The organism is Rahnella sp. ChDrAdgB13, assembly GCF_017655185.1.
Taxonomy (GTDB): Bacteria; Pseudomonadota; Gammaproteobacteria; order Enterobacterales; family Enterobacteriaceae; genus Rahnella; species Rahnella contaminans.
In genome coordinates, this window is record NZ_JAEMGT010000023.1 from 182,857 (window position 1) to 208,444 (window position 25,588).

22 protein-coding genes are annotated in these 25,588 nt (G+C 53.5%); 15 read left to right on the plus strand and 7 right to left on the minus strand.

The features are described 5' to 3' along the window. Positions 1-51: 51 nt before the first annotated feature. The 6 genes from hcp to J8X26_RS08415 all read left to right on the plus strand — a co-directional run bounded on the left by hcp (position 52) and on the right by J8X26_RS08415 (position 8,585). A complete protein-coding gene (gene hcp / locus J8X26_RS08390) occupies positions 52-1,704 on the plus strand; it encodes a hydroxylamine reductase (RefSeq protein WP_152324716.1) in 1,653 nt (550 codons plus the stop codon). 7 nt (positions 1,705-1,711) lie between these two features. Next, on the plus strand, positions 1,712-2,725 hold the full coding sequence (gene hcr / locus J8X26_RS08395; RefSeq protein ID WP_208950641.1) for an NADH oxidoreductase: 1,014 nt from the start codon (positions 1,712-1,714) through the stop codon (positions 2,723-2,725). Positions 2,726-2,939: 214 nt separating this feature from the next. Continuing rightward, a complete protein-coding gene (poxB, locus tag J8X26_RS08400) occupies positions 2,940-4,661 on the plus strand; it encodes a ubiquinone-dependent pyruvate dehydrogenase (RefSeq protein WP_165058123.1) in 1,722 nt (573 codons plus the stop codon). Between the two features lie 90 nt (positions 4,662-4,751). Next, positions 4,752-5,765: a low-specificity L-threonine aldolase gene (gene ltaE / locus J8X26_RS08405; protein WP_208950642.1), complete on the plus strand. Its 1,014-nt coding sequence runs from the start codon at positions 4,752-4,754 to the stop codon at positions 5,763-5,765. Positions 5,766-5,846: 81 nt separating this feature from the next. Further along, complete coding sequence (locus J8X26_RS08410; RefSeq protein WP_244370424.1) at positions 5,847-7,283, plus strand: DUF2867 domain-containing protein; 1,437 nt, start codon at positions 5,847-5,849, stop codon at positions 7,281-7,283. A gap of 267 nt (positions 7,284-7,550) precedes the next feature. After that, the gene (locus tag J8X26_RS08415) at positions 7,551-8,585 is read left to right on the plus strand and encodes an NAD(P)-dependent oxidoreductase (RefSeq protein WP_152324218.1); all 1,035 of its coding nucleotides are present in this window, start codon (positions 7,551-7,553) and stop codon (positions 8,583-8,585) included. 20 nt (positions 8,586-8,605) lie between these two features. Here J8X26_RS08415 and J8X26_RS08420 read toward each other — a convergent pair whose 3' ends face one another. Then, a complete protein-coding gene (locus tag J8X26_RS08420) occupies positions 8,606-9,451 on the minus strand; it encodes an N-acetylmuramoyl-L-alanine amidase (RefSeq protein ID WP_152324219.1) in 846 nt (281 codons plus the stop codon). Continuing rightward, positions 9,448-9,774: a heavy metal-binding domain-containing protein gene (locus J8X26_RS08425; protein ID WP_013574757.1), complete on the minus strand. Its 327-nt coding sequence runs from the start codon at positions 9,772-9,774 to the stop codon at positions 9,448-9,450. Before J8X26_RS08425 ends, J8X26_RS08420 begins: the two co-directional genes overlap by 4 nt. 176 nt (positions 9,775-9,950) lie before the next feature. On the opposite strand from J8X26_RS08425, the gene J8X26_RS08430 reads away from it, so the two are divergent. The 9 genes from J8X26_RS08430 (at position 9,951) to sanA (ending at position 18,852) form a co-directional block, all read left to right on the plus strand. Then, a complete protein-coding gene (locus J8X26_RS08430) occupies positions 9,951-10,532 on the plus strand; it encodes a lipoprotein (RefSeq protein WP_152324220.1) in 582 nt (193 codons plus the stop codon). 211 nt (positions 10,533-10,743) lie between these two features. Then, positions 10,744-11,472, plus strand: a complete 729-nt coding sequence (artP, locus tag J8X26_RS08435; protein WP_152324717.1) for an arginine ABC transporter ATP-binding protein ArtP — start codon at positions 10,744-10,746, stop codon at positions 11,470-11,472. 48 nt (positions 11,473-11,520) lie between these two features. Next, positions 11,521-12,252, plus strand: a complete 732-nt coding sequence (gene artJ / locus J8X26_RS08440) for an arginine ABC transporter substrate-binding protein (RefSeq protein ID WP_101075960.1) — start codon at positions 11,521-11,523, stop codon at positions 12,250-12,252. Positions 12,253-12,264: 12 nt separating this feature from the next. Beyond that, on the plus strand, positions 12,265-12,981 hold the full coding sequence (gene artQ, locus J8X26_RS08445) for an arginine ABC transporter permease ArtQ (RefSeq protein ID WP_152324221.1): 717 nt from the start codon (positions 12,265-12,267) through the stop codon (positions 12,979-12,981). Beyond that, the gene (gene artM, locus J8X26_RS08450) at positions 12,981-13,649 is read left to right on the plus strand and encodes an arginine ABC transporter permease ArtM (protein ID WP_013574752.1); all 669 of its coding nucleotides are present in this window, start codon (positions 12,981-12,983) and stop codon (positions 13,647-13,649) included. Before artQ ends, artM begins: the two co-directional genes overlap by 1 nt. Positions 13,650-13,874: 225 nt before the next feature. Then, complete coding sequence (locus J8X26_RS08455) at positions 13,875-14,609, plus strand: arginine ABC transporter substrate-binding protein (protein WP_208950643.1); 735 nt, start codon at positions 13,875-13,877, stop codon at positions 14,607-14,609. 350 nt (positions 14,610-14,959) lie between these two features. Then, entirely contained in the window at positions 14,960-15,844 is an 885-nt protein-coding gene (gene cdd, locus J8X26_RS08460) for a cytidine deaminase (RefSeq protein ID WP_152324223.1), read from the plus strand. Between the two features lie 158 nt (positions 15,845-16,002). Then, positions 16,003-17,700 carry an NAD-dependent malic enzyme gene (locus J8X26_RS08465; protein WP_208950644.1) on the plus strand — a complete coding sequence of 566 codons (1,698 nt, stop codon included), beginning with the start codon at positions 16,003-16,005 and terminating at the stop codon, positions 17,698-17,700. Positions 17,701-17,928: 228 nt separating this feature from the next. Then, positions 17,929-18,852: an outer membrane permeability protein SanA gene (gene sanA, locus J8X26_RS08470; protein ID WP_152324225.1), complete on the plus strand. Its 924-nt coding sequence runs from the start codon at positions 17,929-17,931 to the stop codon at positions 18,850-18,852. A gap of 62 nt (positions 18,853-18,914) precedes the next feature. Here sanA and mglC read toward each other — a convergent pair whose 3' ends face one another. The 5 genes from mglC to yeiB form a co-directional block, all read right to left on the minus strand. Further along, the gene (mglC, locus tag J8X26_RS08475; RefSeq protein WP_120163900.1) at positions 18,915-19,925 is read right to left on the minus strand and encodes a galactose/methyl galactoside ABC transporter permease MglC; all 1,011 of its coding nucleotides are present in this window, start codon (positions 19,923-19,925) and stop codon (positions 18,915-18,917) included. Positions 19,926-19,943: 18 nt separating this feature from the next. Then, positions 19,944-21,479, minus strand: coding sequence for a galactose/methyl galactoside ABC transporter ATP-binding protein MglA (gene mglA, locus J8X26_RS08480; protein WP_152324226.1), 1,536 nt, complete (start codon positions 21,477-21,479; stop codon positions 19,944-19,946). 246 nt (positions 21,480-21,725) lie between these two features. Next, positions 21,726-22,724, minus strand: a complete 999-nt coding sequence (gene mglB / locus J8X26_RS08485) for a galactose/glucose ABC transporter substrate-binding protein MglB (RefSeq protein ID WP_208950645.1) — start codon at positions 22,722-22,724, stop codon at positions 21,726-21,728. A gap of 251 nt (positions 22,725-22,975) precedes the next feature. Continuing rightward, the gene (gene galS, locus J8X26_RS08490) at positions 22,976-24,007 is read right to left on the minus strand and encodes an HTH-type transcriptional regulator GalS (RefSeq protein ID WP_152324227.1); all 1,032 of its coding nucleotides are present in this window, start codon (positions 24,005-24,007) and stop codon (positions 22,976-22,978) included. Between the two features lie 270 nt (positions 24,008-24,277). Continuing rightward, the gene (yeiB, locus tag J8X26_RS08495; protein WP_208950646.1) at positions 24,278-25,432 is read right to left on the minus strand and encodes a DUF418 domain-containing protein YeiB; all 1,155 of its coding nucleotides are present in this window, start codon (positions 25,430-25,432) and stop codon (positions 24,278-24,280) included. Positions 25,433-25,588 lie beyond the last annotated feature (156 nt).

Here is a 25,588-nt window from a genome sequence, read left to right on the forward strand (position 1 = left end):
GCTTGCATTAAAACAAGCATTTAAAATGCAACTTTATAAAAGGACCTCATGATGTTTTGTGTGCAATGTGAACAAACAGTCCGTACCCCGGCGGGCAATGGCTGCGCTTATGCGCAGGGTATGTGTGGTAAAACCGCTGAAACTTCCGATTTGCAGGACTTGCTGGTCGCCGTTTTACAGGGCTTATCGGCCTGGGCGCTGGCGGCGCGCGGTTACGGCATTGTCGATGAAGACATTGACAGCTTCGCGCCACGGGCCTTTTTCTCCACGCTGACCAACGTCAACTTCGATTCTGACCGTATCGTCGGCTACGCGCGTGAAGCGATTATTCACCGTGAAGCGCTGGCGGTTCGCTGCCGTCTGATGGATCCGGAAATCACCGTTGATCACCCGCTGGCGGCACTGGAACTGGTCAGCGATAACCTGAATGATCTGCAACAACAGGCCCAGCAATTTGCGCTTAACGGCGACAAAGCGCAGATCGGCGATGACATTCACGGGCTGCGCATGCTGTGCCTGTACGGCCTGAAAGGTGCGGCGGCCTACATGGAACACGCGCACGTACTCGGCCAGTCGGATACCGCGATTTATGCCGAATATCACCGTCTGATGGCGTGGCTCGGTACGCAACCTTCCGACATGGGCGTGCTGCTCGAAAACGCGATGGCGATCGGCAAAATGAACTTCGGCGTGATGGCGATACTTGATAAAGGCGAAACGGACGCTTACGGCCATCCGCGCCCGACGTCCGTCAATGTGCGCCCGCTGGCAGGGAAAGCGATTCTGATTTCAGGCCATGACCTGAAAGATTTGCAGATGCTGCTCGAACAGACCGCCGGCACCGGCATCAATATTTATACCCACGGCGAAATGTTGCCTGCGCACGGTTATCCGGAACTGAAAAAATTCCCGCATCTGGCCGGTAACTACGGCAGCGGCTGGCAGAATCAGCAGGTTGAGTTTGCCAAATTCCCCGGCCCGGTGGTGATGACCTCCAACTGTATTATTGACCCTAACGTCGGCAACTACGGCGACCGTATCTGGACCCGCAGCATCGTTGGCTGGCCGGGCGTACAGCATCTGGAAGGCGAAGATTTCGCGCCGGTGATCAGCCAGGCGTTGCAACTGACCGGTTTCCCTTACAGCGAAATCGAACAGGAAATTACCGTCGGCTTTGGTCGCCAGACGCTGCTCAGTGCGGCCGATACCGTGATTGATTTAGTTGCCGCCAAAAAATTGCGTCATATCTTCCTGATCGGCGGTTGTGACGGCAGCCGCGGCGAACGCAGTTACTTCACCGATCTGGCGCGCAGCGTGCCGCAAGACTGCGCGATCATGACGCTGGCCTGCGGGAAATACCGCTTCAACAAACTGGACTTCGGCACAATTGAAGGCCTGCCGCGTCTGCTGGACGTCGGTCAGTGTAACGACGCTTACTCCGCGATTATTCTGGCGGTCAATCTGGCCGAAAAACTCGGTTGTGGCGTGAATGATTTGCCGCTGAGTCTGGTGCTTTCATGGTTCGAGCAGAAAGCGATTGTGATCCTGCTGACGTTGTTGTCACTGGGCGTGAAAAACATCGCCACCGGACCGACGGCTCCGGCCTTCCTGACCGACAATCTGCTGGCGGTGCTCAACGAACAGTTCGGCCTGCGTTCGATTACGTCGGTTGAGCAGGATCTGAAAACCATGCTGGCGGAGTAAATCTGAGATGAACTTTCCTTTATATCCTGACCAGCCGACGGCGCTGTGCCAGAACCGCATGCAGGTGTATTCCGTTACGCAGGAAACGCCCGATGTCTGGACGTTGTTGCTGATTAGTCACGATGTTTATCCGTATCAGCCGGGTCAGTTTGCGCTGGTGAATATCGGCCAGAGCGGTGACATACAGCGCGCGTATACGCTCTCTTCCACGCCGGGCCTGAGCCGGTTTATCCAGTTGACGGTCCGCCGGATTGACGGCGGTGAAGGCTCCGGCTGGCTGACGCAACAGGTTAAACCGGGCGATTATCTGTGGCTTTCGGACGCTCAGGGCGAATTCACCTGTGAAACACCGCAGCCTTTATTACTGCTGGCCGCCGGTTGCGGCGTAACGCCGGTGATGTCCATCGCACGCCGTGTTCTGGCGCATTCTCCGGCACAAAGCGTGCAGGTGTTTTACAGCGTCCGCAGCCCGCAGGACGTCATTTTTGCGCAAGAATGGCAGCGTATGGCGGCGCAATATCCGCAACTTCGTCTGACCATTCTGGCTGAAAATGACGCGGCACCGGGCCAGATTGCAGGGCGTCTCAGTCAGGACTTACTGCAAAGCCAGGTGGCGGATATCGCTGCGCGCCGGGTGATGATTTGCGGGCCCGCGCCTTATATGGAACTGGCCGGGAAATGGGCAGCCGAGCTGGGTGTTCCGCCACAAAACATCGTTAAGGAACAGTTCCAGGCCACAGAAGTGGTTGTTTCAGCAGACCAGCAGCTGACGCTGACCCGCCTGACGCCGCTTGCAAATTTCCGCGTGCCGGTCGGTTCAACGCTGCTGGCCGCCATGGAACAGCACAAATTGCCGGTCATGGCGGCCTGCCGCGCGGGCGTTTGCGGCAGTTGCAAAACCCGCGTGCTGTCCGGTGACTACACGACCACCAGCCGCATGACGCTCACCGACGAGGAAGTCGCGCAGGGCTACGTTCTGGCGTGCAGCTGTCAGCTTCAGGGCGACGTCACGCTCGCCTGATCCCCGCGCCTCCCACTGCCCGCTCATGACTTTTTACAGTCTGCGCGGGCAGATTTACAAAACTTCACCTTCCCTCCCCGCGTAATTTTGTATGGTTTAAGGCTGTGCATTCATGGATGTAATCAGTGGACTATGCTTAATCCACTTATTTAAAATCCGCCCGAAGACTTCGTGCATAACGAAAGATCACGGGCACACCGGAGGGAATCAGTTGATGAAACAAAGCGTAGCGTCATATCTGGCGAAAACTCTTGAAGCAGCAGGCGTAAAACGAATCTGGGGCGTAACCGGCGATTCGCTTAACGGGCTGAGCGACAGCCTGAACCGCATGGGCACCATCGAATGGCTCGGCACGCGTCATGAAGAAGTCGCCGCCTTTGCCGCCGGTGCCGAAGCACAAATCACCGGTGAACTGGCGGTTTGCGCCGGTTCCTGCGGCCCCGGCAACTTACATCTGATCAACGGCCTGTTCGACTGCCATCGTAACCACGTCCCGGTGCTCGCCATCGCGGCGCATATTCCCTCCAGCGAAATCGGCAGCGGCTATTTTCAGGAAACCCATCCGACCGAATTATTCCGCGAATGCAGCCACTATTGTGAATTAGTCACCAATCCGGAACAGCTCCCGCAGGTGCTGGCGATCGCCATGCGCAAGGCGATCCTGAACCGCGGCGTTTCCGTGATTGTTTTGCCCGGCGACGTTGCGCTGAAACCGGCACCGGAAGACGCCAAAGTCAGCTGGTATCCGCCGCAGTTGCCGAAAGTACAGCCTCAGCAGACCGAACTGGATAAGCTGGCCGAACTGCTCAATGCCGCGACCAACATCACCCTGATGTGCGGCAGCGGTTGTGCCGGTGCACACGACGAAGTGATCAAGCTGGCGGAAACCCTGAAAGCGCCAGTAGTCCATGCCCTGCGCGGCAAAGAACATATTGAATGGGATAATCCGTACAGCGTCGGGATGACCGGGCTGATCGGTTTTTCCTCCGGTTTCCACGCCATGATGAATGCCGACACGCTGATCCTGCTCGGCACGCAATTCCCGTACCGCGCGTTTTATCCGACGGACGCAAAAATCATTCAGATAGATATCAATCCGGGCAGTATCGGCGCGCACTGCCACGTTGATATGGCGCTGGTCGGCGATATCAAATCCACCCTGACCGCCGTTCTGCCGCAATTGCAGATGAAAACCGGGCGTAAGTTCCTCGACAAAGCCCTGAAGCATTATGAAGAAGCGCGCAAAGATCTCGATGCGCTGGCAACGCCGAACGACAAACAGGCGATCCATCCGCAATATCTGGCACAGCAAATCAGCCGTTTCGCCGATGCCAACGCCATCTTTACCTGCGACGTCGGCACGCCTACCGTCTGGGCATGCCGTTACCTGCAAATGAACGGCCAGCGCCGTCTGCTCGGTTCGTTTAACCACGGCTCGATGGCCAACGCCATGCCGCAGGCCATCGGGGCGCAGGCGATTGACCGCACGCGTCAGGTGGTGGCGCTGTGCGGAGACGGCGGTTTTGCCATGCTGATGGGCGATTTCCTGACGCTGGCGCAGCAAAAACTGCCGGTGAAAATTGTCATATTCAACAACAGCGTGCTGGGGTTTGTGGCGATGGAGATGAAAGCCGGCGGTTATCTGACCGACGGCACCGAGCTGAAGAACCCGGATTTTGCGGCCATTGCCGAAGCAGCAGGGATCAAAGGGATCCGCGTGGAAAAAGCTTCCGACGTGGACGCGGCATTGCAGGACGCGTTTGCTTATCAGGGGCCGGTGCTGGTGGATGTCATCACCGCCACCGAAGAACTGGCGATGCCGCCGCAGATTAAATTTGAGCAGGCAAAAGGCTTCAGCCTCTACATGCTGCGGGCGGTGATCAGCGGCCGGGGTGACGAAGTCATCGAACTGGCAAAAACCAACTGGCTGCGGTAACCCCGACAGGGATATAGTGGAGAGTCAGGCGGGCACAGGTTGCCCGCTTTTTCCTCCACTTAACATTCACCTGGTAGAAGGATTATTACGTTGATCGATTTACGCAGTGATACTGTAACCCGCCCCAGCGAAGCTATGCGTCAGGCGATGGCCAGCGCTGAAGTCGGCGATGATGTCTACGGCGATGACCCAACGGTAAATGCTTTGCAGGACCTGGCCGCGAAACTGTGTGGCAAAGAAGCCGCGCTGTTTTTACCGACCGGCACACAGGCCAATCTGGTTGCCCTGCTGACGCACTGTCAGCGCGGAGAAGAATATATTGTCGGCCAGAAAGCCCACAACTATATGTATGAAGCCGGCGGTGCCGCCGTTCTCGGCAGCATTCAGCCGCAGCCGCTAGATATGGCAGCCGACGGTTCCATTGCGCTGGATAAAGTCGCCGCTGCCATCAAACCCGATGACATTCACTTTGCCCGCACCCGTCTTCTGAGCCTGGAAAATACGCACAGCGGCAAAGTGCTTCCGCTCGATTATCTGCAAAAAGCTTACGCGTTTACCCGCGAAAAAGGGCTGGCGCTGCACATTGATGGCGCGCGCATCATGAATGCCGCAGTAGCGCTGAACGTTGAGCTGAGCGAAATCACCCAATATTGCGACACCCTGACCATTTGCCTGTCAAAAGGTCTGGGCGCACCCATTGGTTCCCTGCTGGTCGGCAGCAAAGAGTACATCCATCGTGCGAACCGCTGGCGCAAGATGACCGGCGGCGGGATGCGCCAGTCCGGTATTCTGGCCGCAGCGGCCATTTATGCGCTGGAAAACAACGTAGCGCGTCTGAAAGATGACCATGACAACGCACAATGGCTGGCTGAACAGCTGAGCAATATCGGCGTAGAAATCGCTGAGCCCGGCCCGCAGACCAACGTTCTGTACATCAAACAGAGCGCAGAACTGGCCGAAAAAATGGGCCCGTGGATGCGTGAGCGCGGTGTCATCATCAGCGCCGGACCGCTGACCCGCGTGCTGACTCACATCAACATCAGCCGTGATGACCTGCAAAAAGTCGTCGCCCTGTGGCAGGAATTCCTGCACCAGCACGCCTGACAGTCAACCTGTCTGCGGCGGCAAGCCCTCCGGCTGCCGCCGTATTTTCATGATTTCCCCTACACTCAGAGCAAACGGATTATGCCAAGAATTGTCGTCCTCGGCGCCAGCGGATATATCGGACAACATCTGACTGCCCACCTGAGCCAGCACGGTTTTCAGGTCACTGCGGCTGCACGGCGCATCGAATGGCTGCAACAACAAAAATGGCCTCACGTCCGTTGCTGTTTTGCGGATGTCTACCAGAGTAAAACGCTGGCCCGCGCCTTCGAAGGTGCCGACGTGCTGGTGTATCTGGTTCACGCGATGTCAGAAGATGACGACCTGCTGGAAAAAGAGCGCCAGGCCGCGCAGCACACCTTGCTGGCGCTGCGCGACTCCTCCATCAGACACATTGTTTATCTCGGTTCCATGCAGCCGGAAGGCAACCATTCCCCCCATTTGCAGGCGCGTAAACTGACCGGTGATTTGCTGCGGATGAGCAATATTCCGGTCACCGAACTGCGTACCGGCATTGTGATCGGCGCAGGTTCAGCGGCGTTCGAAGTCATGCGCGACATGGTGTACAACCTGCCCGTTCTCACGCCGCCGAAGTGGGTTCGCTCGAAATCCTCGCCGGTGGCGCTGGAAAATCTGCTGAATTATTTGCAGGGTCTGGTGACTTTACCTGCCAGCGGAAACCGTATTTTTGACGCCGCCGGGCCGGAGTACATTAGCTATCAGACGCTGTTCGAGCGCTTTATTGCCCTGAGCGGGAAACGTCGCTGGCTGATCCCCGTTCCGCTGCCGACCTCTTTTGTTTCGGTGTATTTCCTCAGCCTCATTACCTCAGTGCCCACATCGCTCGCTAAAGCGCTGATTCAGGGGCTGAACCACGATCTGCCCGCCGACAGTGATGCGCTTCAGGCGCTGATCCCGCAGGAGCTGATTTCGATTGATGAGGCGATTCGCCGTACGCTGAAAAAGGAACAACAGCAGGTCATGGATTCGCCCGACTGGGGCTATGACCCGGACGCACGTGCGCGCTGGCGGCCAGGCTACGGTTACTACCCGAAACAGGCAGGCTTTACGCTGGAAACGTCGGCATCAAAAGCATCTCTGTGGAAAGTGGTGCAGAAACTCGGTGGCGCGGAAGGCTATTTTTACGCTAACGGATTATGGAAGACGCGGGCACGCATCGACGATCTGCTCGGCGGTGGCGTGCAGTATGGACGCCCTGACCGGGACGCCCTGAAAATCGGCGATAAAATTGACGGATGGAAAGTGATCAGCCTGAAACCCCAGCGCGAACTGGCGCTGTTATTCGGGATGAAAGCGCCGGGGCTCGGGCGGCTGACGTTCACGATCACCGACCACGGCGAAAGCCGCAGTCTGGACGTTCGCGCGTGGTGGCATCCGGCCGGGTTAAGCGGTTTGCTCTACTGGTTCAGTATGATGCCCGCTCATCAGTTTATTTTTCGAGGCATGGCGAAACGCATCGCCAGTCTGGCCCGTCAGAAAGACCGCTGCGGAAGCTGAAAGGGTTTATTTAAAGCGCAATCGCACAGTTTCAGACATTGCTGCCCCCCTTTCCCATTGCAACCCGCACAATTTCACGAAAGAATGGCGCGCTTATTGCTGAGAGGCGCCCCAGCCTCAGTAATTTCACTCATTGGGATGTACTCAAAATCATTCGGGTTGCAGCAAGGCAGCAAACGAATGAATCCCGATGAGCTGACTGGAGTCAGTGATTCGGGTGAATGAGAGCAGCGAACACCGCTGCAACGTGAAGGATGAAGAGTAGTTATGAGAGTTTTGGTTACCGGCGCTAGCAGCGGTTTAGGGCGCAATGCGGTCGAGTTTTTGCGAAATAAAGGGATTAAAGTCCGGGCGACGGGTCGCAATGCCGCCATGGGTTCACTTTTGCAAAAAATGGGCGCGGAATTCATTCATGCCGATCTCACCACGTTGGTATCGGCACAGGCCAAAGCCTTGCTCGCCGATGTCGATACCGTATGGCACTGTTCCGGGCTGATGTCGCCGTGGGGCAGCGAACAGGAATTTGAACTGGCGAACGTCCGCGCGACGCGTCGTCTGGGTGAATGGTCTACTGCGTACGGCGTGGAAAATTTCGTGCATATTTCGTCACCGGCGATTTATTTCGATTTCCATCATCACCGCGACATTCCGGAAGACTTCCGCCCTCACCGTTTCGCCAACTCCTTCGCCCGAAGCAAAGCCGCCGGTGAACAGGTGATCCACACGCTGGCGATGTCCAACCCGCAAACGCATTTCACCATTTTACGCCCGCAGGGTTTGTTCGGGCCGCACGATAACGTGTTGCTGCCCCGTCTGCTGCAAATGCTGAAATACGGCGGCACGCTGATGTTGCCGCGTGGTGGCGAAGCGCTGGTTGATATGACCTACGTGGAAAACGCGGTTCACGCGATGTGGCTGGCGACGCAGTCCGAATCTACAGAATCCGGGCGCGCGTTTAACATCACCAATCAGCAACCACGCCCGCTGCGCACCATGGTGAAACAGCTGATGGAAAGTCTGGACATCAAATACCGCATCCGCTCCGTGCCTTATCCGCTGCTGGATATGATGGCGCGCGGCATGGAACGCATCAGCAAAAGCTCACACAAAGAACCGGTGCTGACACATTACAGCGTCGCGAAACTGAATTTCGATCTCACGCTCGACACACAGCGCGCACAGAAAGAGCTGGGATATGTGCCGGTGATTTCGCTGGATCAGGGAATTATCCGCACCGCCACCTGGCTGCGCGACCACGGTAAACTTCAGGGCCTGCACGGCATCGGCCCGAAACGCGACTGACCGCCGGGTCAGCCGCTTACTCAGTTATTCGAATCCGGGAATTGCTGCAACAGCGCCAGAACAATGGCTTCTGACTGCGCATCCGCATTCCCGCGATAATCACTTTGCCTGAAATGCATCTGGAACGCCGAAATCACACGGCGCGCCTGCTCAGGCGTCATGTTTTCCGTCACGGTATAACCGTACTGTTTCAGCAAATTCAGAAGATGCGCCTGATCTACCGGCTGCTGCGGATTTCTGCCCGCCAGAAAATGGCTGACCCGCGCCGCATCCGGCCAGGCACCAATCCCCCGCTCCGCCATCTGTTGCCACGGGAATAAAGGCCCCGGATCGTCTTTACGCTGCGGTGCGATATCGCTGTGAGCGACCACATTACGCGGCTCAATCTGATAGCGCGCGACAATGCCTTTGCTCAGTTCAGCCAGCAAATCGATTTGCGCGGGCGGGAACGGATAGAATTTTTTTCCCAGCAGCGTCGTGCTGTAGCCTTTGTTTTCCAGCTCAATACCGATGGACGTATCGTTCAGATTGGTGCGTCCGCGCCAGCCGCTGGCTCCCGCATGCCAGGCACGCATGTTTTCCGGCACCAGTTGCCACGCGACCGGTTTGCCGTTTTCAAGCGGCGGTTGCGCCGGGATCAGATAATGCGCACTGACGTGTTCATCGGTAAGCGTATTTAATGCGTTGTGGAAATCTTCAGCCGTGTAGTGGATGACCAGAAAGCGCACCCGCTGATCCATGCCCTGCGCCTGCCGCGTGGTTTCCAGCCGGTAAGGTAAATTTTTCGCCTGATCACTGCTCTGACAGCCCGTCAGGGCCAGAAAAAGCGCAGCAATGACGCCGCTTCTGATGCCCGAACGCGTCATTTGCGATGCACAATGACAGCCGTACCGGAGACGCTCACCATCAGCATGCTGCTGTCTTTGCCCACGGTTTCATAATCGATATCAATGCCGACCACGGCGTTAGCACCGCGTTCTTTCGCCTGTTCTTCCAGCTCGCGAAAGGCAATCTCACGCGCTTTACGCAGTTCTTTTTCATACGCGCCGGAACGGCCACCGACGATATCGCGTACGCCTGCGAAGAAATCACGAAAAATATTCGCACCTAAAATCGCTTCGCCTGTGACCACACCGCAATATTCCGCGATGGTAAAACCTTCCAGGGTCGGAGTCGTTGAAATTTGCATGAGTATTCCTTATCAGTTGTCGTCCACATGTCGGAGAAAAGCACCCGGATAGCATAAACGATGTATCCCGCCTGAACGTATCATTTCTCTGTGCCATGCATTAAGCCAAATCGGTTTTATACTGTAGGATTAAGAAAGTCATGGTGAAAATGTTCAATCTTTCAGTAAGGAATACGATGAAAAAGAAAATTCTTGTCGCCGCCATCCCTCTGGTATTGATGTTAAATGCCTGTACCACGGTCGACCCTGCCTATAAGGATATTGGTAGCCGCAGCGCGCCATGTATCGACGGTGGCCCCGACAGCGTCGCCCAACAATTCTATGATTTTCGTATCAAACAGGGCGGCAGCGGGATCCCGAACTCCGGCCAGCTCGCCGCTTACCGGCCTTATCTGAGCACCGCACTTTACGCGGCGCTGCTTAAAGCGCAGTCGCAGCCAAAAGTCGATATCGCGGCCTCACCAAATGAGAAAGCCGGTGCAGGTTCAGGCGATGGCGACATTTTCTCCAGCCTGTTTGATGGCCCGACGTCAGCCTCCGTGGACAGCGCATCGACCATTCCAAACACCGACGCCCGCAATATTCCTCTGCGCGTAACCTTCACGCATGAGAAAGACAAAGGCGCATCCACGAGCTGGAAAGATGAAGTGTTAATGGTGCGCGAAGGCAAATGCTGGACAGTCGATGATGTCCGCTACATGGCGAATCTTGATTTTGCTTCCAGCGGCACATTACGCCAGGTTTTGGAACACCAGTAACGCGCCCGGCTTTCTAAAAAAACCACGCAAAAACGGTTGGTCAGTGATGAATAACGTCATTGACCAACACCCCCGTCACAGATAGTTAACAATATGTTGTGCTAGACTTTAGCCTTCCTGCGGCAACACATAATTTTTAAGCCGTGATCGTTGCATAACTATGCTGTGGAAGTTACCATCTGCGGCATCAATGGCTATTCACTATTTGCGCATGAGTATTCAACTTAATAGCATCAACTGCTTCTATGGCGTGCATCAGGCGCTTTTTGACATTCAGCTCGACTGCCCTGCCGGTGAAACCCTCGTTTTACTGGGTCCAAGTGGTGCAGGTAAAAGCTCTCTGTTACGTGTTCTGAACCTGCTGGAAATGCCCCGTTCAGGCACTCTGCAAATCGCCGGTAACACCTTCGATTTCACCCGCAAACCGGATGAAAAAGCGATCCGCGAACTGCGTCAGAACGTCGGCATGGTTTTCCAGCAATACAATCTGTGGCCGCACCGCACCGTGCTCGACAACTTACTGGAAGCCCCGATGCGTGTTCTGGGTCTGACAAAAGATGTCGCGATGCAACGTGCCCAGAAATTGCTGACCCGTCTGCGCCTGACCGATTACGCCGATCGTTTTCCGCTGCACCTTTCCGGTGGCCAGCAGCAGCGTGTGGCGATTGCCCGTGCGCTGATGATGGAGCCTCAGGTTTTGTTGTTTGACGAACCGACCGCCGCGCTTGACCCGGAAATTACCGCCCAGATCGTCAGTATTATTCGCGAACTGGCAGGCACCGGGATTACTCAGGTGATTGTGACCCACGAAGTGGAAGTGGCACGTAAAACCGCCAGCCGCGTGGTGTACATGGAGAATGGCCGCATCGTGGAACAAGGTGACGCGTCGATTTTCGCTCAGCCGAAAACCAAAGAGTTTGCGAGCTATCTTTCCCACTAAAACTGTTTCCTATCAACATATTGATTGATGTTTTCTACGGAGTAAGCGATGAAAAAATTAGTAATTGCCGCGGTTCTGGCGACCGTCAGTTTGTCTGCCAGCGCTGCTGATACCATCCGTTTCGCGATGGAGGCGTCTTATCCTCCGTTTGAGTTTGTAGACTCCAGCAATCAGATTCAGGGCTTCGACGTCGATCTGGCCAACGCCATGTGTAAAGAGATGCAGGCTACCTGCACATTCACAAACCAGGCCTTCGACAGTCTGATCCCAAGCCTGAAATTCCGTCGTTTTGATGCGGTTATTTCCGGTATGGACATCACGCCAGAACGTGAAAAACAAGTGTCTTTCACCAACGCTTACTATGATAACTCCGCTATTTTCATCGCTCACGCCGGCCAGTTCGCTGACGTTGCGGCGCTGAAGGGGAAACGCGTCGGGATGCAAAACGGCACCACTCACCAGAAATTCCTGATGGATAAACATCCGGAAATTACTGCCGTGCCTTACGACAGCTATCAAAATGCCGTGCTGGATCTGAAAAATGGTCGTCTGGACGCTGTGTTCGGTGACACCGCCGTAGTCAACGAATGGCTGAAGCAAAACAAAAATCTGGCCGCTGTAGGTGACAAAATCACTGATCCAACTTACTTCGGTACCGGTCTGGGTGTTGCCGTTCGTCAGAACAACACCGAACTGCTGACTAAACTCAATGATGCTCTGGCAAAAGTGAAAGCAGACGGCACTTACAAGACGCTGTATTCAAAATGGTTCCAGCAATAAGTTTGCCTATCAATGACTGAATTCCAACCTTTAGCAAGCGCCGCCGGGATGACCGTCGGCCTTGCCGTTTGTGCGCTGGTCCTCGGCCTGATTCTGGCGATGATCTTCGCAGTTTGGGAATCTGCGCCGTGGAAGCCACTTAGCTGGCTCGGTACGGCGTGGGTCACTGTGCTGCGCGGTCTGCCAGAAATTCTGGTGGTGCTTTTCATCTACTTCGGGTCGTCACAATTGCTGATGGTGCTCGCGGATGGCTTTAGCCTTAACCTCGGCCTGTTCTCAGTGCCGATAAAGCTGCCCATCGAAAACTTTGAAGTCAGCCCGTTTGTCTGTGGTGTCATCGCCCTTTCGCTGCTGTATTCCGCTTATGCTTCGCAGACACTGCGAGGAGCGCTGAAAGCCGTCCCTCAAGGCCAGTGGGAATCCGGTCAGGTGCTGGGCATGAAAAAATCGGCGATTTTCTTCCGCCTGATCATGCCGCAAATGTGGCGTCACGCGCTGCCGGGCCTGAGCAATCAGTGGCTGGTTCTGCTCAAAGACACCGCGCTGGTGTCGCTGATCAGCGTGAATGATTTGATGCTGCAAACCAAAAGCATCGCCACGCGGACACAAGAACCTTTTACCTGGTACGTGATTGCGGCCTGCATTTATCTGATTGTCACCCTGTTCAGCCAGTTCGTAATTAAGCGCATCGAACTGCGTACCACCCGCTTTGAACGGAGTGCTTCCTGATGTGGGAATATCTACCTGAAGTCCTGAAAGGATTGCACACCAGCCTGACACTGACCGTGGCGGCGCTGATTGTTGCGCTGCTGCTGGCGATGATTTTCACCGTGATTCTGACGCTGAAAGTGCCGGTCGCCAGCCAGATTGTGAAAGGCTATATCACGCTGTTTACCGGTACGCCGCTGCTGGTGCAAATCTTCCTGATTTACTACGGGCCGGGCCAGTTTCCGTCTATTCGTGAAATCCCGTGGTTGTGGGAAGTGCTGTCACAGCCATGGCTTTGCGCGATGTTTGCGCTGGCGCTCAACAGTGCCGCGTATACCACGCAGCTTTTTACGGGTGCGGTTCGCGCTATTCCTTCCGGCCAATGGCAGTCCTGCGAAGCACTGGGCATGTCTAAACCGCAGACCCTGCGCATTCTGCTGCCGTACGCGTTTAAGCGCGCACTGTCGTCGTATTCCAACGAAGTGGTGCTGGTCTTTAAAAGTACCTCGCTGGCCTACACCATTACGCTGATGGATGTGATGGGCCACAGCCAGCTGATGTATGGCCGGACTTATGACGTGATGGTCTTCGGCGCAGCCGGTGTGGTTTATCTGTGCGTCAACGGATTGCTGACCCTGATGATGCGTCTGATTGAACGCCGCGCGCTGGCATTTGAACGCCGCAACTGATTAAGCAGAAAATATCTGAAGGGACGAGAAATCGTCCCTTTTTTTGTGCCTGTAAAATCGTTCCCGCGCCGATTTATAATTTTTTAATCAAATTAATTGCATATAAATTCATTTAATGGCAATTTAATTACCGGTCTCACTTCCTGCCAGTTACCCGATTACATTAATAAAATCAGTAAACTGTACCGTGAAGGGAATGTCATTTTTTAAACAGGAATGTATTGCATGAAAAAGCTGATCCTCGCTGCCCTTTTGTCTGCCACTGCTTTTGCTGCCACCGCTGCGGATACCCTTCGTTTTGGGACTTCCGCTACGTATCCGCCGTTTGAATCGATCGGGGCTGATAACCAGATTATCGGTTTTGATATCGATCTGGCTAATGCGCTGTGTAAGCAGATGCAGGAAACCTGCACCTTTACCAATCAGCCGTTCGACGGTCTGATCCCGGCGCTTAAATTCCGTCGTTTCGATGTGATTATCTCCGGCATGGACATCACCGAAGAGCGCAGCAAGCAGGTCACGTTTACCCAACCTTACTACGCCAATACCGCGATGATCATCGGGCCGAAAGGAAAATACTCTTCCATCGCCGATCTGAAAGGCAAACGTGTCGGTCTTGAAAACGGCACTACCCACCAGAAATACCTGATGGAAAAACATCCTGAGATCACCACCGTCGGGTATGACAGCTATCAGAATGCGATTCTGGATCTGAAAAGTGGTCGTCTGGACGGACTGTTGGGCGATACCGCCGTGCTGAATGGCTGGCTGAAATCCAACCCGAATCTCGGTGAAGTCGGCGAACTGATTAAAGATCCGCAATACTTTGGTACCGGCGTGGGTTTGGCAGTGCGTCCTGATAATAAGGAACTGCTGGCGAAACTGAATACGGCGCTGGAAGGTATCAAAGCCAACGGCGAATTCCAGAAGATCAATGACAAGTGGTTCCCGTCCCACTGATTGCCCGTCATCCTTCGAGCTGACTCTGCCTTGGCCGCGTTACCCGCCCCATCCATGGGCCTCACTCCTGAAGGAGCCGCTACAAGCAGCGTTCCAGTCTGCTCCCGGCAGATGGGTCACTCACCCCGGTTACATACTGATGTATGCTCCCGGGGTTCACTCAGTTGCCACCTGGATTCAACCCGGATGATGTTGGGGAAAGGAATAAAAAGGCGACTGTTCTGCGTAACATCTCTCAAAAATGTAATGACTCTGAACTTATTACATCGAAAAAGTGACATTCATCACACTACATTCATGGAATGACTTTTACACTGTTCAACCGTAATCACTGTCGAGATCGAATGTTTATGCACGCACGTTTTCATACCGCCTTTGCGGCACTCACTGAAAATTTATCCTCCGCGCTTGAGCCATTTCTGCGACATGACGACTTTCCGGCAATGTTCTCTGCGGCGGATGTTGCACAGATAAAACAAGAGACAGGATTGAATGACGACGCGCTGGCATTCGCCCTGTTACCGCTGGCAGCAGCCTGTTCTGTGACGCCGATTTCGCATTTCAACGTGGGCGCAATTGCCCGCGGAATCTCCGGTAATCTGTATTTCGGTGCCAACATGGAATTTGCCGGTGCGCCGATGCAGCAAACTGTTCATGCTGAACAATCTGCGGTCACACACGCCTGGCTGCGTGGCGAAACGCGTCTGGCCTCAATCACCGTCAATTACACGCCTTGCGGCCATTGCCGTCAGTTTATGAATGAACTGACCAGCGGCACGGCGCTGGATATCCATCTGCCGGATCGCGATGTCGCCACGCTCGGCGACTATCTGCCGCATTCGTTCGGGCCGAAGGATCTGGATATCACCACGCTGCTGATGGATAAAGTCGATCACGGTTACACGCTGAAAACCCACGATGCGCTGGCTGCGCATGCGCTGGATGCCTGCAACCAGAGCCATGCACCGTACAGCAAATCGCACAGCGGCGTGGCACTGGAAACGCTTAACGGCAAACAGTTTGCCGGGCGTTACGCGGAAAACGCCGCTTTCAACCCAAGCCTGCCTCCGCTACAGGCGGCATTAATCCTGCTGAACCTGTCCGGCGAAGACTGCCTGAAAGTCCGTCGCGCCGTGCTGGTCGAACAGGAAGGCGCATTGATCACCCAAAATGACGCCACCCGCGCCACGCTGAAAGCCATCGGCTGCGAAGACGTCACCACACTGAACTGCTGAAACTACCGGGTTTCGTGATCTACCTAACACTAATGACTACGTTCCTGTAGTCATTAGTTACATAACATTGTCTGATTTGAATTCCCCGTTTCCTCTCTGTTACCCTTTCGTCTCTAAACTATAAAAATTAACATTCTGAGCACCGGAAGAGTAAAACGATGGAACTTGAATACGAAAGCAAACGTCCCCTGTACATCCCTCACGCTGGCCCAATCCTGTTAGAATTCCCGTTACTGAATAAAGGCAGCGCTTTTACCGAAGAAGAGCGCAGCAATTTCAACCTTCACGGCCTGTTGCCTGAAGCCGTTGAAACGATTGAAGAACAGGCCGATCGCGCCTACCGCCAGTTCCAGAATTTCAAAACTGACATCGATAAACATATCTATCTGCGTAATATTCAGGACACTAACGAGACGCTGTTTTACCGCCTTCTCGACAGCCATCTCAGCGAAATGATGCCGGTGATTTATACTCCGACCGTCGGCGAAGCCTGCGAGCATTTCTCTGATATCTACCGCCGCGCCCGTGGCCTGTTTATCTCTTATCCGAACCGCGCGCACATCGACGACATGCTGCAAAACGCCACCAAACAACACGTCAAAGTGGTCGTGGTGACTGACGGCGAACGTATTCTGGGCCTGGGCGATCAGGGTATCGGCGGTATGGGCATTCCTATCGGTAAATTGTCTTTGTATACCGCGTGCGGCGGCATCAGCCCGGCATATACCCTGCCGGTTGTGCTGGATGCAGGCACCAACAACCCGCAACTGCTCAACGATCCGCTGTACATGGGCTGGCGTCACCCGCGCATCACCGGCGAAGAGTACGAAGCCTTTGTCGACCAGTTCATTCAGGCGGTAAAAATCCGCTGGCCGAACGTGCTGTTGCAGTTCGAAGATTTCGCGCAGAAGAACGCCATGCCGATCCTCGAACGTTACCGCGACGAACTTTGCTGCTTTAACGATGATATTCAGGGCACAGCGTCCGTGGCACTGGGCAGCCTGATTGCTGCCAGCAAAGCCGCCGGCGGTAAGCTGAGTGACCAGACCGTTGCCTTCCTCGGTGCAGGTTCTGCCGGGTGTGGTATCGCAGAGCAAATTGTTGCACAGATGAAATCCGAAGGCCTGAGTGAAGAAGAAGCCCGTGCGAAAGTCTTCATGGTTGACCGCTTCGGCCTGCTAACCGACAAACTGCCTAACCTGCTGGATTTCCAGAGCAAACTGGTGCAGAAAATCAGCGCACTGGCAAACTGGGGCATGGCGAACGACAGCATTTCATTGCTGGACGTGGTGCGTCATGCCAAGCCGACGGTGCTTATCGGGGTTTCCGGCCAGCCGGGTCTGTTCACCGAAGAAATCATCCGTGAAATGCACAAACACTGTGCGCGTCCGGTGGTGATGCCGCTGAGTAACCCGACATCACGCGTAGAAGCGACACCCGCCGATATCCTCAACTGGACGGACGGTGCGGCGCTGGTCGCCACCGGCAGCCCGTTTGCGCCGGTAAGCCATAAAGGCACGCTTTACCCTATCGCCCAGTGCAACAACTCCTTTATCTTCCCGGGCATCGGTCTGGGTGTCATTGCCTCAGGCGCAACGCGCGTGACTGACGGTATGCTGATGGCCGCTAGCCGAACGCTGGCCGAATGTTCACCGCTGGCAACCGAAGGAAAAGGCTCGCTGCTGCCGGACGTCGATGATATTCAGGGCGTGTCCAAATGCATCGCGCTGGAAGTGGGTAAAGCCGCGCAGTTGCAGGGTGTGGCGATGGTGACATCGGAAGATACGCTGTCGAAAGCGATTGAACACAACTTCTGGGCACCGCAATACCGCAGTTATAAACGCACTTCATTCTGATAGCGTTTAGGTCATAAGCTGACTGACCATGATCCAGACCAATGCCTTGTGCATTGGTCTTATTTTTCGTCTAAATTGCAGCCCGTTACGCAGATTCGAAAGTAATTGCCTGAAAAGTGCTGAAAAAACCCGCGATGCCGGTGGTTACAGAGTGCGACGTATTGCGTCCCCTAAACAGGTAAAGTAGCCTTGGATCCGATTTCAATCCGATCATAAACAGGGATACCTATGATTAAGCGACTTATAGCTGGCGTTACCGGCATCGTTATTCTGATGCTGGCGGTCGCTATCGGGCTTGATCAGTGGATAAGCCTGCGCACCCAGCCTTACATTTATGACGAAGTGCAGACCCTGCCTCACCGCCAGGTTGGCGTCGTTCTGGGCACTTCCAAGTATTACCGTACCGGCGTCATCAATCAGTATTACCTTTACCGCATTCAGGGCGCGATCAACGCCTACAACAGCGGCAAAGTGAAATACCTGCTGCTGAGCGGCGACAATGCACAGCAAAGCTACAACGAACCGAGCACCATGCGCCGGGATCTGATCGCCGCCGGCATTCCAGCCAGTGACATCGTGCTCGACTATGCCGGGTTCCGGACGCTCGATTCCATCGTGCGCACCCGTAAAGTTTTCGACACCAACGATTTCATCATCATTACCCAGCGTTTCCATTGTGAACGTGCGTTGTTTATCGCACTGCACATGGGTATTCAGGCGCAGTGTTTTGCCGTGCCTTCACCGAAAAATATGCTCAGCGTGCGCAGCCGCGAGATCTTCGCCCGCCTCGGCGCGCTGACGGATTTGTATCTGCTTAAACGCGAACCCCGCTTCCTCGGGCCGCTGATCCCCATTCCCGCGGTGCACAATATTCCCGACGATGCACAGGGTTATCCGGCAGTGACACCTGAACAAGTGCTGGCCCTGCAACAGCAGCTGGAAGCCGAGAAGAAAGCCGCCATCGCCAAAGCCGCAGCCGACAAGGCAGCAGCAGATAAAGCGGCTGCGGACAAAGCCGCCGCAGAGGAAGCCGCAAAACTGAAAGCTGAGCAGGAAGCCAATGAAGCCGCTCAGGCCGAAACTGAGGATGCCGCAACGGCACCCCGGCCTGAACCGCCGAAACCGGTGGGCAGAAATCCGTTCAGGCAGTAAGAACCGAATTTACGACAGCAAAAAGGCCGCATAAGCGGCCTTCTCTTTTATAACCCGATCATTTATTTCTTCTTGGCGTATTTCAAAGAGTCCAGCGCCACCGCGAAGATGATGATGCTGCCTTTGATAATGTACTGCCAGTAAGGGTTAACGCCGATATAGGTCAGACCGTAGTTGATGACGGTGAATATCAGCACACCAGTTACGACCCCGGCCACAGAACCCACACCACCGGCAAATGACACGCCGCCGACCACGCAGGCGGCGATAGCATCAAGTTCATACATAAAGCCGAGGTTGTTGGTTGCACTGCCGATACGCCCTGCTTCCAGCAACCCCCCGAAGGCATAGAACACACCTGACAGCGCATAAATCATAATCAGGTTTAACGGCACGTTAACGCCTGAAACTTTCGCCGCTTCCGGGTTGCCGCCGATGGCGAAGATGTTCTTACCAAAACGTGTTTTGTTCCACAGCACCCAGACGAAGGCGATAGCAATGACTGCGTAGAAGGTGATGTAGGAAAGCTTCAGGCCGCCCAGGTGGATAAAGCCCTGTGCGAACTTCGAAAAGCCCGGATCAAAACCGGCAATCGGTGAGGAGCCTACATAGTCGTAATACAGGGAGTTAATCCCGTAAACGATAATCATGGTACCCAACGTGGTGATAAACGGCGTTACGTTCAGGTAAGCAATGATAATGCCGTTAAGCAAACCGATCAGCGCACCAACAATACACACGGTCAGGATAACCAGCGGGATCGGCACCACTTCCAGATGCGGGAAGACTTTGTTGACGTTATCCATCGCCTGCAACATGGTTGCCGCGACAACCGCCGCTAAACCGACCTGACGACCGGCTGATAAGTCAGTACCCTGCGTGACAATCAGCCCCGCCACGCCAAGCGCAATAATCACGCGCACAGAAGATTGCGTAAGAATGTTACTCAGGTTAACCAGACTGAGGAAGCTTGGATCCTGAATGATAATAATGGCCAGTAAGACCAGCAATACCACATAAATCCCGCCCTCTTTTAAATAAGTGAGCACGCTTTTCTTATTTAATGCTTTCATAATAAGAACCCTTAAAAATTAGAGATGCAAGGAGGCCAGGCGTAATATTTCGTTCTGCGAAGTCGTTTTTGTTTCAACAATACCCGCAACCTGTCCATTACTCATAACCAATATTCTGTCAGTAATACCCAGCAACTCAGGCATTTCAGAGGAGATAATAATGATCCCCTTCTCTTTTTTAGCCAACTCGGTGATTAACTGGTAAATTTCAAATTTAGCGCCAACGTCAATCCCGCGAGTTGGTTCATCCAGCATTAATATTTCAGGATTGGTTAATAGCCAGCGCCCGATAATGACTTTTTGCTGGTTCCCGCCAGACAAAGAGCCAATACTGGTTTTATGCCCTGGCGTTTTCACCCGCATGGAATCGATAACCCACTGGGTATCACTTTTCATCCGAGTGGTATCGAGCAATCCGGCTTTATTTTTATATTGACGGATGTTCGAAATCAGCGAGTTAAAACCGATATCCAGATAGGCATAAATACCGGTGGAACGACGCTCTTCAGTCACCAGCGCAAACCCGTGATTAATGGCTTCATTGGCGCTGTGATTATTAATTTTTTTGCCGTGCAGTTTAATGGTGCCGGAAACTTTCTCACGGATGCCAAATAATGTCTCGACGATATCTGTACGTTTCGCACCAACCAGACCGGCAATCCCGAGAATTTCTCCTTTGTGTAAATCAAAGGAAATATCACGGATCGAAGGCTGACGCAGTGAGGTCAGATTACGCACTTCAAGGATCACTTCACCGGGCACGTTCTGGCGATCCGGGAAGCGCTGACTCAGTGAACGGCCTACCATCATGGAAATGATTCTGTCCATGTCGAGGCCTTCCAGCGGCTGAGTCGCAATCCACTGGCCGTCACGCAGGATGGTGATTTCATCACACAGCTGGAAAATTTCTTCCATCTTATGAGAAATATACACAATGCCGCAGCCGCGATCTTTCAGCTTACGGATAATCGTGAACAGGTGGTTCACTTCTTTTTCCGTCAGGGAAGATGTCGGTTCGTCCATAATGACGATTTTGGCATTGTAGGAAAACGCCTTGGCGATTTCGATCATCTGCATCTGGGAAACAGACAACTTACCGACCTTGTCACGCGGATCGATATCAATATCCAGCTCATCAAAAATCGCTTTGGTGTCTTTGTACATTTTGTCCTGATCGACAAAAATGCCTTTAGTCGGATAACGTCCCAGCCACATGTTGTCCATGACCGTACGCTGTAACACCAGGTTTAATTCCTGATGCACCATCGACACACCTTGTTCAAGCGCTTCTTTGGAGCTTTTAAAATTGACTTCCTGTCCCTGAAATAGAATCGTACCGGAGTCTTTACTGTAAATTCCGAAAAGGCATTTTAATAATGTGGATTTACCCGCGCCATTTTCCCCCATTAAGGCATGGATGGAATGCGGACGCACTTTTAAATTCACATTATCTAACGCCTTAACGCCCGGGAATGATTTATTAATGCCGCTCATTTCCAGCAGAAATTCACCTGGCTTTTCTGTTTTTGTGTCAGATAACGAAATATCGGCCATAGTTGTACCTGGCTAAAGATAAAAATAAACGGATGTATTAATACCTGATGTCAGTAATGCAGCCGGTAAGCGAACCTGCCGGCTGCATTATGACATGACGTCCTGTCAGACAAGCATTAACGTCTTATAACACTTACTGTTTTTTTACGGCTTAACCGCAATATTAATTGCCACTGCTTAGCTTTGTTTTTCTTTATTGCTGTCTGTCAGTCTTAATACTTACTGCGTAAAGCTAAAAAGTCCGTCTTATTTGGTGAAAGTAGACAGGTTATCTTTATCTACAGCCACGTAAGGAATACGAACGACTTTATTTTCAACTTTCCAGCTGGTGCCATCGGCTGCTGATTTACCTTCAGCCAGATTTTTAGCCAGCTCAAATGTTGCTTTAGCCTGGTTGCTTGCATCGTTGAGCACAGTACCGGCCATCGCGTTAGATTTAACCAGTGCCAGCGCTTCTGGTAACGCATCCACACCGAAGACCGGAATGCTGGATTTGTTATGCGATTTCAGTGCTTCTACAGCGCCCATTGCCATTGCATCGTTGTTGGCGATAACCACTTCGATTTTGTTAGCGTTAGAACCTGACAGCCAGGCGTCCATTTTGTCTTTCGCCTGAGCGGTATCCCACATTGCTGTATCAAGTTGCAGCTGATCAGTTTTCAGGCCTTCTTTACCATTCAAAGTGCTGATGACGTATTTGGTACGCGCTTCAGCATCCGGATGGCCAGGTTCACCTTTAATCAGCACATATTGGATCACGCCGTCTTTGTTCAAATCCCAGGCCGGGTTCGCTTTCCAGTGTTTAGCAATCAGCTCACCCTGGATAACGCCAGACTCTTTAGAGTCAGTCCCGACGTAATAGGCTTTGTCGTAGCTGTCTAAATCTTTACGGGAAGGTTCTTTGTTATAGAAAACGACAGGAATGCCAGCACCGCGGGCTTTCTCAATAATGACCGGGGCAGCAGCCGGGTCAACCAGGTTAATGGCCAGGGCTTTAACCCCTTTCGCCAGCATAACGTCAACCTGGTCGTTCTGGGTGGACTGGCTGTTTTGCGAGTCATTCATCAGCAGTTGCACATCTGGAGAAGCTTTTGCATCTTTCTCGATGGCTTTGCGCACTTCAGACATGAAGTTGTCATCGTATTTATAGATGGTGACACCGATTTTAGTATCAGCAGCGTGTGCGGCAAAACCAAACATCATGCTCGCAGCCAGAGTAGCCAGTGTGAAAACCTTTTTATTCATTTGTATCTCCGGTTATGTAGGGTGTTACAGAATTTGGCACCGGAAATCCCTGCGGGAGCAGTACAGCTCCACGTCATGATTGTGGGTGCCTGCCATCCTTGACTTATAACGTCCTGACTCGCTGTGAAACCAGTCCGGTAACGCCGGACACAAAGTGAATCATGTTGAAAACGAATGCATCATAAAGGCCGCGATGTTAATAAACTGTGAAAGTTCTCACAGATTGAAAACGGTTACATCGCGTTATTTGATCAATAAGTGACGGGTGCCACATTTTGCCACGGCGCCACTGAATGGCGTCTGACCAGCGTCGGCATAAAACAATGCGAAACGCCCGTAGCTAACTGTTCTGCCGCACCTTTTAATGCCAGTTCGGTGGCGAGCGTCGCCATTGAGACAATCGGGTAACGCACCGTCGTCATTTTCGGGCTGGTGTACCGGGCAATCGGAATATCGTCGAAACCTACCAGTGAGAAATCGTCAGGAATGTTAATTCCGTTTTCTTTCAACACTGCCATCGCCCCCGCCGCCATCGAATCGTTATACGTGAAGACCGCGCTCAGATGCAGATTGCGTCCGAGGAGTTCGACCATCGCTGCCTCTCCGCCCTGCAAATCCGGCGAACTTTGCGCGCGCCAGGCCGCGGGAGGAGCAACGGCAGAATGATGTGCCTGCGTCATGGCCTGTAAATAACCCTGATAGCGCTGCAAATCATCTTCAATGCCGTGGCTTGAGCCGATATAGCCGATGCGCTGATGTCCCTGAGACAGCAACAGACGCGTGGCCATTTCTGCCCCGCTGACGTTATTGAGCCACACGCAGCGATGCTCGTAGCCCGGAATAACGCGGTTAATCAGCACCATGCCGGAAACCTGATCCATAAAGCGAGAAAGCTCATCATCACCAAGCGCCTTGGAATGCACGATGAGCGCGTTACAGCGCTGGCGAATCAAGACTTCAATGGCATGCCTTTCTTTTTCGGCAATGTGATAGCTGTTACCTATCAGAACGTATTTCTGATGCTGCTGGGCGACGGTATCAACCGCTTTCACCAGCGCGCCAAAAAAGGGATCTGATACGTCCATCACGACCACGCCGATGGTGTCGCTGGTTTGCGTTGCCAGCGCCTGTGCGTTGGCGTTAGGCCGGTATCCCAGCGTGGCGACGGCCTGCAAAACCTGCTCGCGGGCTTCTTTACTGGCGATAGACGGATTGTTCAGAACACGGGAAACAGTGGCGACAGACACGCCCGCCAGACGGGCGACATCACGAATGGTGACCATTTGTCGCCCCGTCATCAGCCAGAGAGTGGTACGGAGGAATACGGAAATGGTTAACCCAGGAGGTAAAAAATGCAGACAAAGAGAAGCGAGGTGAAGTGCTCATGGCGTTTCCTTTTTTAGTGTAGTGGTCGTCAGACTGGCACGACCGCTATCCTAAACATTTTGCGATAACGCCTGCGTGAATCACGTCACAGGAAAGAAAACGTTTACATACAATTCTGCAACGTCCATCTCAAATCTATAATTTAGGGTGATATATCAGCACACACCTCAAGCCGTTTTCATCTCAACGCCCGAGGCTTTAATGGTCAGTTTTCGCCATAGCCATTCCAGAGGCCCCTGACGGAAATAACGTAGCCACAGCAGCGTTACCAGCAGGTTGCACGCCCAGACCAGCGGCACCATCGCCAGCAGTTGCAGCCGGTCGAAGTGCAGGAAGAAGCCGAAGAAATTGAAGAACGTGGTGCATATCAGCGTCTGTAACAGGTAATTGGTCAGCGCCATGCGGCCAACCTGAGAAATCCAGTGAACCAGCCGCCAGCGCGAAATCACCGACCAGAAGCCATAACACAGCGCCAGATAGCTGACGGCCTGCATCAGCGAGCCAATTTCACGTGGAACCTGCAACAAAAAGCCGCTCCAGCGGTAATCCCAGCCGCTCTTCCATTGCAGGTAAATCGCCGGAATTTGTATCACCAATGAAAGCGGTAACAGCGCCGCCGCCACTTTGCGGTAATGCCGCTCGCTGAATTCGCCTTTCAGCCATCCACTGCGCATCAGCCCGGAGCCGATCAACATTGCGCCCGCCAGTTCCCAGCCGTATTGCGCACCAATCGCCAGCAAACTTGAAGATAAGAGATCCAGCCGGTTGTGAATAGCTTCCCAGCCGCCTTTCAGCCGCCAGTATTGCTCATACTGAATTTCAGCCGGTCCCGGCAGCCAAAAACTTCCCGCTTTGGGTGAAGAAATCACGCCCAAAATCGCCAGTACCGCGACGCCGATGAGATACAAAATAATCCCGGTCGAAACCAGCGACTGGCTGCTGCGCCCTTCCCTTACCATACGCCAGCACACCAGACCAATCAGTCCGTAGGACAACAGAATGTCGCCATCCCACAACAATGTGGCGTGGATCAGGCCGCACAATAATAAAATCGAAAGACGCGACTGGATCCAGTGTTTGCCACGCGGCAGCAGCAAATACAAACCGCCGCCAAACAGCATGGCAAACATCATCAGGAATTTACCCTGCGCGACGGCGTCGAGCACCGCCCAGGTCCAGGCGTCAGAAGCTGAAGGAAGACCGGCATAGGCCGGATTCAGATAGGCGGCCTTCGGTAAGCCGAACGCGCTGATGTTGAGCAGAAGAATGCCAAAAATGGCCAGGCCACGGGCAAAATCGAGTGTGGCAATACGTGAGCGCACCCGGAGATTCCTTTTGAGGATTATTTAGATTTTAAGAATAAGTGAAGAGAATCATCGGAGCTACTCTTCAGGTAAATGAAGTTACAGCAAGACAGCAAGTAAGGAGAGCCCGATGAGCTGACACAAGTCAGTGATTCGGGTCTCCGAACGCGGCGA

Excerpts from the sequence above, each read along its gene's own strand:
- hcp (WP_152324716.1), top strand. The coding sequence starts at position 52 with ATGTTTTGTGTGCAATGTGAACAAACAGTCCGTACCCCGGCGGGCAAT.
- hcr (WP_208950641.1), top strand. The coding sequence starts at position 1,712 with ATGAACTTTCCTTTATATCCTGACCAGCCGACGGCGCTGTGCCAGAAC.
- poxB (WP_165058123.1), top strand. The coding sequence starts at position 2,940 with ATGAAACAAAGCGTAGCGTCATATCTGGCGAAAACTCTTGAAGCAGCA.
- J8X26_RS08410 (WP_244370424.1), top strand. The coding sequence starts at position 5,847 with ATGCCAAGAATTGTCGTCCTCGGCGCCAGCGGATATATCGGACAACAT.
- J8X26_RS08415 (WP_152324218.1), top strand. The coding sequence starts at position 7,551 with ATGAGAGTTTTGGTTACCGGCGCTAGCAGCGGTTTAGGGCGCAATGCG.
- J8X26_RS08420 (WP_152324219.1), bottom strand. The coding sequence starts at position 9,451 with ATGACGCGTTCGGGCATCAGAAGCGGCGTCATTGCTGCGCTTTTTCTG.
- J8X26_RS08425 (WP_013574757.1), bottom strand. The coding sequence starts at position 9,774 with ATGCAAATTTCAACGACTCCGACCCTGGAAGGTTTTACCATCGCGGAA.
- J8X26_RS08430 (WP_152324220.1), top strand. The coding sequence starts at position 9,951 with ATGAAAAAGAAAATTCTTGTCGCCGCCATCCCTCTGGTATTGATGTTA.
- artP (WP_152324717.1), top strand. The coding sequence starts at position 10,744 with ATGAGTATTCAACTTAATAGCATCAACTGCTTCTATGGCGTGCATCAG.
- artJ (WP_101075960.1), top strand. The coding sequence starts at position 11,521 with ATGAAAAAATTAGTAATTGCCGCGGTTCTGGCGACCGTCAGTTTGTCT.
- artQ (WP_152324221.1), top strand. The coding sequence starts at position 12,265 with ATGACTGAATTCCAACCTTTAGCAAGCGCCGCCGGGATGACCGTCGGC.
- artM (WP_013574752.1), top strand. The coding sequence starts at position 12,981 with ATGTGGGAATATCTACCTGAAGTCCTGAAAGGATTGCACACCAGCCTG.
- J8X26_RS08455 (WP_208950643.1), top strand. The coding sequence starts at position 13,875 with ATGAAAAAGCTGATCCTCGCTGCCCTTTTGTCTGCCACTGCTTTTGCT.
- cdd (WP_152324223.1), top strand. The coding sequence starts at position 14,960 with ATGCACGCACGTTTTCATACCGCCTTTGCGGCACTCACTGAAAATTTA.
- J8X26_RS08465 (WP_208950644.1), top strand. The coding sequence starts at position 16,003 with ATGGAACTTGAATACGAAAGCAAACGTCCCCTGTACATCCCTCACGCT.
- sanA (WP_152324225.1), top strand. The coding sequence starts at position 17,929 with ATGATTAAGCGACTTATAGCTGGCGTTACCGGCATCGTTATTCTGATG.
- mglC (WP_120163900.1), bottom strand. The coding sequence starts at position 19,925 with ATGAAAGCATTAAATAAGAAAAGCGTGCTCACTTATTTAAAAGAGGGC.
- mglA (WP_152324226.1), bottom strand. The coding sequence starts at position 21,479 with ATGGCCGATATTTCGTTATCTGACACAAAAACAGAAAAGCCAGGTGAA.
- mglB (WP_208950645.1), bottom strand. The coding sequence starts at position 22,724 with ATGAATAAAAAGGTTTTCACACTGGCTACTCTGGCTGCGAGCATGATG.
- galS (WP_152324227.1), bottom strand. The coding sequence starts at position 24,007 with ATGGTCACCATTCGTGATGTCGCCCGTCTGGCGGGCGTGTCTGTCGCC.